General features: G+C 75.7%; 6 protein-coding genes. 3 read left to right on the top strand and 3 right to left on the bottom strand.

Annotated features, from left to right (window positions below):
- Window positions 1-154 precede the first annotated feature (154 nt).
- Window positions 155-3799 carry a CHAT domain-containing protein gene (locus tag WD250_00810; protein MEX2618734.1) on the bottom strand — a complete coding sequence of 1215 codons (3645 nt, stop codon included), beginning with the start codon at window positions 3797-3799 and terminating at the stop codon, window positions 155-157.
- A 111-nt stretch (window positions 3800-3910) separates the two neighbouring features.
- On the opposite strand from WD250_00810, the gene WD250_00805 reads away from it, so the two are divergent.
- Entirely contained in the window at window positions 3911-4879 is a 969-nt protein-coding gene (locus WD250_00805) for a CoA ester lyase (protein ID MEX2618733.1), read from the top strand.
- Window positions 4880-4910: 31 nt separating this feature from the next.
- Here the strand turns inward: WD250_00805 and WD250_00800 are convergent, their stop codons facing one another.
- Both WD250_00800 and WD250_00795 read right to left on the bottom strand, forming a co-directional pair.
- Entirely contained in the window at window positions 4911-5075 is a 165-nt protein-coding gene (locus WD250_00800) for a hypothetical protein (protein MEX2618732.1), read from the bottom strand.
- A 180-nt stretch (window positions 5076-5255) separates the two neighbouring features.
- On the bottom strand, window positions 5256-6914 hold the full coding sequence (locus WD250_00795) for an acyl-CoA dehydrogenase family protein (GenBank protein ID MEX2618731.1): 1659 nt from the start codon (window positions 6912-6914) through the stop codon (window positions 5256-5258).
- A gap of 78 nt (window positions 6915-6992) precedes the next feature.
- Between WD250_00795 and WD250_00790 the strand changes: the two genes are divergently transcribed.
- Together WD250_00790 and WD250_00785 are read left to right on the top strand one after the other, a co-directional pair.
- Window positions 6993-7622: a maleylpyruvate isomerase N-terminal domain-containing protein gene (locus tag WD250_00790; GenBank protein ID MEX2618730.1), complete on the top strand. Its 630-nt coding sequence runs from the start codon at window positions 6993-6995 to the stop codon at window positions 7620-7622.
- A 9-nt stretch (window positions 7623-7631) separates the two neighbouring features.
- On the top strand, window positions 7632-8132 hold the full coding sequence (locus tag WD250_00785) for a MaoC family dehydratase (protein ID MEX2618729.1): 501 nt from the start codon (window positions 7632-7634) through the stop codon (window positions 8130-8132).
- Window positions 8133-8163: the final 31 nt, after the last annotated feature.

Here is an 8163-nt window from a genome sequence, read left to right as displayed (position 1 = left end):
CTGGAAGTGGCCGTCCGGCCAGGCCACACGCCCGGGGCAGTCGCCGGGCCACACGACCACCCTGGAAGTGGCCGTCCGGCCAGGCCACACGCCCGGGGCAGTCGCCGGGCCACACGCCCGGGGCAGTCGCCGGGCCACACGACCACCGTGGGAGTCAGCGTCCGACGTAGCAGTACCCGGCCCACACCCGGGCGGGACGCACGTGGCCGGTCGGCCCCTGGCCGGTCAACCGCTGGCCTGTCGGAGGCGACAGCGGGGCGAGCTGATCGGCTGCCACCGCCGGGTCCGCGGCCGCTGCCTGCAGGGCGGCGAACTCGGCAGCCTCGTCGCTGTCGCTCATGGCCCGCAGGTGGGTCTGCGCTGCCTGCAGGGCGATCGGACCGGATGTGCCCCCGCGCAGCAGGCGTGAGAAGCGGGCCATCAGCACGCACGTCGTACGGTCGTCGGCGGGCCACAGGGTGACCACCGCACCGCGCGCGCCCGCACCGAGCAACCCGGAGGCGACAGCCAGCGCCTCGCTGCCCGCACCGGCGGGGTGGCAGGCGCTCACCACCACCCGGTCGGCGTGTAGGCGACCGACGATCAACTCGTAGATCGACACCGCCTCGCCGTTCGCGCACAGGATCGCGGACAGCAGCGGCGCGTCGTCACGCACCTGGGTGGCGGTGGCCAGGTGCACCAGGGGGGCGGTGCCGATCGCCGCGGTCACTGCGGAGCGGGTCGCCGCGTCGCCGACGAGCAGGCGAGTGTCACCGAGGGCCGCGGCCACGACGGCGGCCTCGGTCGCCGACGCGGGGCGGCGCGGAGCGGGACCGGGCGCCCCGCCCGGGCGCGCCTGCCAGGCCGGTGCCGCGGGGTCGCCGACGGCGAGGTGCCGGCCGGGTCCGGAGGGGTCTGCGGTGCCCGCCGGCGCTGCGGCGGCGTCCGTGCCCGGCGTGACGGCAGTGCCCGCCGGCGCTGCGGCTCCCGGCAGGTAGGCCACGGTGTGGCTGGCGCCCAACGGCCCGTCGTGCCAGGGCAGGGCCGCAAACGCCACGGTCCGCAGGACCGGCGCCGGGGCCACGAGCACGCGGTCCGCACGCTCGAGCGTGCCGGCGTGCGGATCCAGCAGCGCCCGGGTCAGGGGCGCGCCCGCATCGGTGACGTCCGCGCCGTCGACGCACGCCGCGGCGAACACGCGGGCATGGCGGGCCAGCTCCACGCCGTCCACGCTCGCCCGGTGCGCCGCGATCCCCTCGGCGGTCACCGCGAAGGCCAGCAGCTCCTGGTCGACCTGGTGATAGGCCAGCAGCACGGCACCGGGGGGCAGCGCGGCACGGACGGCGTCGAGGCCCGGGGGTTCGGCGGCGGTCGTGAGCACCGCGGCGGCCTCCGGGGCGGCCTGCGCGAGCGCGGCCTGCAGGTCGGTCAGGCGCTGGTCGAGGACGGCGATCTCCTCGCGCAGCGCGGCGAGCCGGTCGGGGTCGGGGTGGGCCGAGACCCGTTCGGCGCCCACGAGGCCCGCACGCACCCATCGCTCCGCGACGGCCGCGTGCCAGCCGGCCACCGCCGGGGAGGAGCCGGGTGGCGCCTCCGCCAGCCCCAACCCGCGGGTGAGCAGGTCGGCCGTGCTGCGCGCACGGCCCCGCTCGGCGTACGCGAACGCGCGGGCGAGCCACCGCTCGGCGTCGGTGCCTGCGGCTGCCTCGCCCAGCCGCACGGCCGTGCGTGCGGCGCCGAGGTAGACCGCCGGGGCGTCGGTGGGGTCGTCGTCGCGTTCGTCGGGCCATGTCGGCCCGCTCCCCTCGAGCGTGACGATCGCCTCGTCGTGCAGGGCGAGTGCCCGGTCGAGCTCGCCGAGCCCCTCGCAGGCGACACCGTAGTCGGCCAGGAGCTCCCAGGGCCGCGGGGCGCCGTCCCACCACCGGGCATCCACGCGGTCGAGCGCGGCGAAGTGGGCGACAGCCGCCTCGGGGTCGCGCAGGCGACGGAAGAACGCGCCCGCCTGCTCGTGCAGACGCCGCGTGCCCGCCTCGACCTCGGCTCTCAGCGGCCCGAATCGTGAGAGCACCCGGCCGAGCAGGCCGGCGGGCGCCGACGCGGCGTCGAGGTGGCGTTGATAGGCCGCCGCCGCCTCGGGGTAGCGGCGCCAGTGGCCGAGGACGACCGCCTCCAGGTGCTCGGCGTCCGGGTGGTCGCTGGCGTGCACGGCCTCCAGGGCGGCTCCGTAGTGCGACGCGGCGGCCTCCTGGTCGCCCGCCGCGCGCGCCGCGTCCCCCCGGTAGAGCGGGACGAGCACGGGCGCCTCGACGAGGGCCGCCTCGGCGGCGTGGGCGAGCAGGCCCTCGACGCGGTCATCGGGGGCGGCCGGGAGACGGGCGGCCATGGCCCGCAGCCGCTCGGCCGCGCTCGCCATCGCGGTCGGGTCGCGGCGCGTCTGGTGCAGCAGGTAGAGCCTCTGGGCGAGGGCCACGGCACGCAGGCGGTTGTCGGCGGCTGCGGCTGGGCGCGCCTCGAGATCGGTGGCCAGCAGGTGCAGGGCCTCCTCGTCGGCGGTGGCAGCGCCGGCGAGGTCGCCGACGACGTGCAGGGCGCGCCCGCGGTCGGCCAGGCTCTGCGCCTCGTCGGTGACGGCGCCGAGGGTCGCGAAGATGGTCCGTGCCAGCCGGTGGCAGGCCAGCGCGCGTTCCGGGTCGGTCCGCCGGTGCAGCCAGTGCCGGCCCGCGCGCGAGCACAGCAGCCCGAGGCCCAGCGCGTAGCTGAAGCTGCCGGTGCCCGCGCCCCAGGCGCCGACCTGCCGCGCGCGCTCGTCACCCTCGGCGAGACGGCCGGCGGCCACCGCGTCCAGCGCGGCGTGCGTGCGGGCGAGCCAGGCCCCCCACCGGTCGCCGCAGGCGTCGGCGGCCGCCGCGGCCCGCCCGGCCAGCTCGCCGGCCCGGTCGTGGTCGCCGGCGAGCGCGGCCAGGTGCCCGCGCCGCAGGGTGACCGCGGACAACCCGCGGGGCGCGTCGGCGGCGGCGAACGCCTCCTCGGCCTCGGCGTAGGCGGCGGCCGCACCCTCGACGTCCAGGCCTGTCCGGCTGGCCTCGGCGGACTCCAACGCCCAGTCCAGGGCGCTGGACTCCGCCGCGCTGGCCACCAGCGTGAGGTTGCGGGTCTCGGGGCCGGCGGCCGGCGCCGCGCGCCAGTCACCGCGCAGGAGGTGGCACGCGCCCAGGCCCCCACGGTCACCGGCGGTGCCGTAGGCCCTGGCCGCCGCCTGCAGGAACGCTGCGGCCCGCTCCGGGCGTCGTGCGCGGCGGGCCAGGTCGGCGGAGGCCAGGGCGACGTCACCGGCGCCGCCCGCCTCACCCAGCGGCACCACGGCGCGCAGCGCCTCCTCCAACCGGGCGTCCACCTCGGCGGGCGCGAGACGGGCGGCCGTGTGGCCGACGATGGCCCGCACCGACCCGAGGGCGCAGAGGCCGCCCCCCACCGCCCGGACCTCCGCGGCCAGCCGGGGGTCATCCAGGCGGCGCACCACGGCGGCCCAGTCCTCGCGAGCGTCGACGGCCGAGGGCGCGCCGTCCCAGCGCACCGCGACCTCGGTCGCCCCGGCGCCGCCGCCGCCGGGGAACACGTTCCACCGCAGGTGGGTGGCCAACCGGTGGTAGGCGGCGGCGCGCACCCGCACCGCCGGGTCCTCGACGCCGTCCCCCACCGCGGCCAGGCGCTCGGCGGCGGTGACGACGTCACCGGCGACCATCGCGGTGAGGCCGTCCGCCAGCTCGGGTTCCTCGTCGCGGTGGCGCTGCAGGAAGCGTGCGATGAGCAGGTCCATGAGCCGCCAGCGTAGCCAGGTCGGCCGGTCGGGCCGGATTCCGGACCCAGCGGTGCGGGGTAGGCTCGCCCCGCCCCGCTCCGTCCCCGACACCGAAGGATCCTCCCTCAGATGGCCGATCTCGCGAACGTCAGTGCTGCCGCGGGCCGCGTGCGCCCGCGGCGCTCCTGCCTGTCCGTGCCCGGCAGCTCGCCGAAGATGCTCGCCAAAGCCCCGTCGCTGCCCGCCGACGAGGTCTTCTGCGACCTCGAGGACTCGGTGGCGCCGGACGAGAAGGAGGCGGCACGCGCCAACGTCATCGCCGCGCTGCGCGACAACGACTGGGGTGACAAGACGGTCGTGGTGCGCGTCAACGCCGTCGACACCCGCTGGTGCTACCGCGACGTGGTCGACATCGTCGAGGCCGCCGGCGAGTTCCTCGACTGCGTCATGGTCCCGAAGGTACAGGCACCGGGCGACGTGGAGTTCGTCGACAACCTGCTGCGGATGATCGAGGAGACCAACGGCTTCGAGCACCGCATCGGCATCGAGGCCCAGATCGAGAACGGCCCCGGCCTGACCCTGATCGACGACATCGCCCATGCCTCCGACCGGCTAGAGACGTTGATCTTCGGGCCCGGCGACATGGCCGCGGCGATGGGCATGCCGAGCCTGACCGTCGGCGAGATGATCGACGAGTACCCCGGTGACTACTGGCATTGGATCCACATGCGCATCCTCGTGGCCGCCCGCACCGCCGGCCTGCAGGCCATCGACGGGCCGTACGCCAAGATCCGCGACCTCGACGGCTACCGGGAGGTCGCGCGGCGCAGCCAGATCCTCGGCTACGACGGCAAGTGGGTGCTGCACCCCGGGCAGATCGACGTCGCCAACGAGGTCTACGCGCCGACGCAGGCTGCCTACGAGCGGGCCGAGGACATCCTGGCCGCCTACGAGAAGGCGACCGGCACCGACCGCCTCGGCGCGGTCATGTACGGCGAGGAGATGATCGACGAGGCCAGCCGCAAGATGGCCGAGGTCACCGCCCTGCGGGGCCGGGCGGCCGACATGCGGGTGCGCCCGCCGGCCGAGCGGGGCTGACCCGCCAGGCCGCCAAACCGTGGCGAGCCCCTCAGCCGGCTCCCTCGGCGACGTCGGAGGCGGTCGCCGCCCGGTCCACGAACGTCTGCGGTGCCGCGCCGCACACGGGACAGGTCGGTTGCGGCACGGCCCCCTCCTGCCAGCCGGCGCAGTAGAACCAGCGGTCGCACTCCTGGCACAGCGCCCAGATCTCCACGGCATGTCCCCCTCGCCCGACGGCACGTCACCGACCTGACCCGTGGCATCGGAAGAGCCTGCGGGCCCCAAGCCCGCGGGTCCGGAGGCTGGGTCCCTCAGCACCAGAGTGACCGCGGCCACCGCCCCCGTCAACACCGCCGACGGGGAAATGCGTGCGCGGCTCGACGGCCCCCGCGCGCTACCCGGTCAGCGCCTCGGCGAGGAGGGAGCGCGCGATGACACGCAGCGCCAGGACCTCGTCGGCGCCCTCGAAGATCGACAGCACCCGGGCGTCGACGAAGTAGCGGCTGACCGGGTACTCCTCGGCGTAGCCCATGCCGCCGTGGAGCTGCTGGGCCTCGCGGGTCAGCCACTCGGCGGACAGGCACGCCAGGGACTTCACCATGCTCGCCTCCAGCTGGCCGTCGGACGGCGCGTCCGATCCGGGGCCACCCCGCCCGAGCAGCGTCGCGCTGCGGTAGGCGAACCGCCGGCAGGCGGCGATGCGCCACGCCATCATGGCGAGCTTGGCGCGGGTCAGGGGATAGTCGGCCAGGGGCACCCCGAAGACGTGGCGGGCGGTGGTGTAGGCCACGGCCGCGTCGAACGCGGCCTGCATGAGCCCGAGCGCCCGGGCAGCGGTCTGCAGCCGGCCGTTGGCGAAGGCGCCCATCTGCAGGTAGAACCCGCGCCCGCGGCCGTCCTCGCCGCCGACGAGGTTGGCGGCCGGCACCCGGTAGTCCTCGAAGCTGATCTCGAAGCTGTGCATGCCCCGATAGCCGATCGTGCCGATGGCGCGGGCGTCCATGACCCCACCGTGTGCACCCTCGTGGCGGAACGCGTGGCCCGGGTAGCGGCGCTTCTCGATGACGAACAGCGAGAGCCCCCGGTGCCCGTCCTCGGGGCTGCCCGTGCGCGCCAGCACCATGAGCAGGTCGGCGCGGCCGCCGAAGGTGCACCACGTCTTGGTGCCGTTCAGCACGTAGGCGTCGCCGTCGCGCACGGCGCTGACCGTGAGCCCCGCGACGTCCGAGCCGTGGTCGGGCTCGGTGACCGCCACGGCGCACATCAGCTCACCGGAGGCGATCCCCGGCAGCCAACGGTCCCGCTGCTCGTCGGTCCCGCCGGAGATCAGCGCCTTGGAGAGGATCTCGGGGCGGGTGATCAGGCTGCCGGCCACGCCGAGTGACCCGCGGGACAGCTCCTCGGTGACCAGTACCATGGCCATGACGTCGTCCTCTGACCCACCCTGGGCGAAGCCGCCGTAACGCTCGGGGATCGACAGGCCGAAGGCGCCCATCTCGGCCAGGTCGGTGATGATCTCGTCGGGGATGTCCTCGTCGTCCCGATGGATGCGCTCGGCGACGGGCGCGACCTTCGCCTCGGCGTAGTCGCGGAACGTCTCGCGCACCATCTGCCGCTCCTCGTCCAGGTGGCGCGGCAGCTCGGAGCTGGACAGGACCCGCTCCGCGATGTGGTCGGTCAGCGCCGGGGCGCGGGCCGCGGCCAGCGCGTCGCGGGTGGCCTGCTCGTGCCACGGCGAGTCCGCGTCGACTCCCCAGGCGGCCTCACGGCCGGCCAGGCGGGCGGCGAGCCCGGCCGCCACGTCGCCGGCGAACCCCACGGTCAGCGCGGCCTCGAAGGCGCCATGGTCGGCGTAGGCCAGCATCTCCTCGGCTGCGCTCACTTGCCCGGCGACGGTGGCCAGGTCGTAGGCCAGCGCCTGCTCGCGGTCGAGCAGGCCGACATCGATGCGCCCGCCGGCGGCGCTCGCCCCGGCCAGTCGGCGGGCCGCGCCGTCGACGACCGCGCGACACGCGGCCACGAGTGTGCGGGCTTGGTCTGCGGTCACGTCCACGTCGGTGCTCCTTCCAGTGGCGGCACCCGGGGCGGGAGCGTACTGAACGGCGGTGACGGCTCCGTTAGGGTGGCCGCCATGCGCGGCGAGGAGCTGGACGCCTTCGAGGCCGAGGCCCAGGCGATCGAGGCCACACTGGGCGGGATGCCGGCCGACGCCTGGCCGCGCCCGGGCCTTGGCGAGTGGAGTGTCGCCGAGCTGGTCGCCCACCTGGTGCGCACCGCCACCCGCGTGGACGCGTACCACGGCGTCGAGGTCGACGCCCACCGCCCGGATGTGGACCGCGTCGAGTACTTCCGGGTCGACCTGGAGGCGGCGGCGCCCGCGATCGCCCAGCGCGCGCGGGGGGAGGCCGCCGACGTGGACCCGTGCACGCTGGCGCGCCGCTTCGCCGACGGGTGGCGGGCGTCGGCGGCACGTGCCGGCGGGCTGGCCGCCGACCACCTCCTCGCCACGCCCCACGGGGCGATGCGCCTGGACGCGTACCTGGCCACACGGGTGCTGGAGCTCGTGGTGCACCACGGCGACCTACGGGCCGCGCTCGATCAGCCGCCGGCGTCCACCCCGGACGCGCAGTGGCTCACGATGCACCTGCTGGAGGCCCTGCTCGGCTCGCCGCGCCCCCGCAACATGGGCCGCGACCGGTTCATCCGCGCGGCCACGGGGCGGATCACCGTGGACGACCCGCGCTTCCCGGTGCTGCGGTAGCGTGTCCCCATGCAGTTCGGTCGGTACTTCGAGGAGTTCACGGTCGGTGACGTCTACAAGCACTGGCCGGGCAAGACCATCACCGAGTACGACGACCACCTGTTCTGCGCGATCACCTACAACCAGCACCCGCTGCACAGCGACCGGCACTACGCCGCGACGTCGACGCACTTCGGCCGCAACGTGGTCGTGGGCAACCTCGTGTACTCGCTGGTGCTCGGCCAGAGCGTTGCCGACGTCAGCGGCAAGGCGATCGCCAACCTCGAGGTGAGCTCGCTGCGCCACGCCAACCCGACGTTCCACGGCGACACGATCTACTCGGAGACAACGGTGCTCGAGGCGCGCGCGTCGCGGTCCAAGCCCGACCGCGGCGTGGTCACCGTCGAGACCATCGGCTACACCCAGGACGGCACGGTCGTCTGCGAGTTCACCCGCAAGGTGCTGGTCCCGACCAGGGCTGCCGCCGATCCCGAGCATCCGGGCCGCCCCGAGCCCCAGCGCGACGCGTAGGAGCCCGGACCCGTGAATCGCCCGAGCCTGC

This window comes from Egibacteraceae bacterium, from assembly GCA_040905805.1.
Lineage (GTDB): Bacteria > Actinomycetota > Nitriliruptoria > Euzebyales > Egibacteraceae > DATLGH01.
The sequence above is the reverse complement of the archived record's forward strand: the minus strand, read 5'-3'. Positions and strand labels throughout refer to the sequence as shown.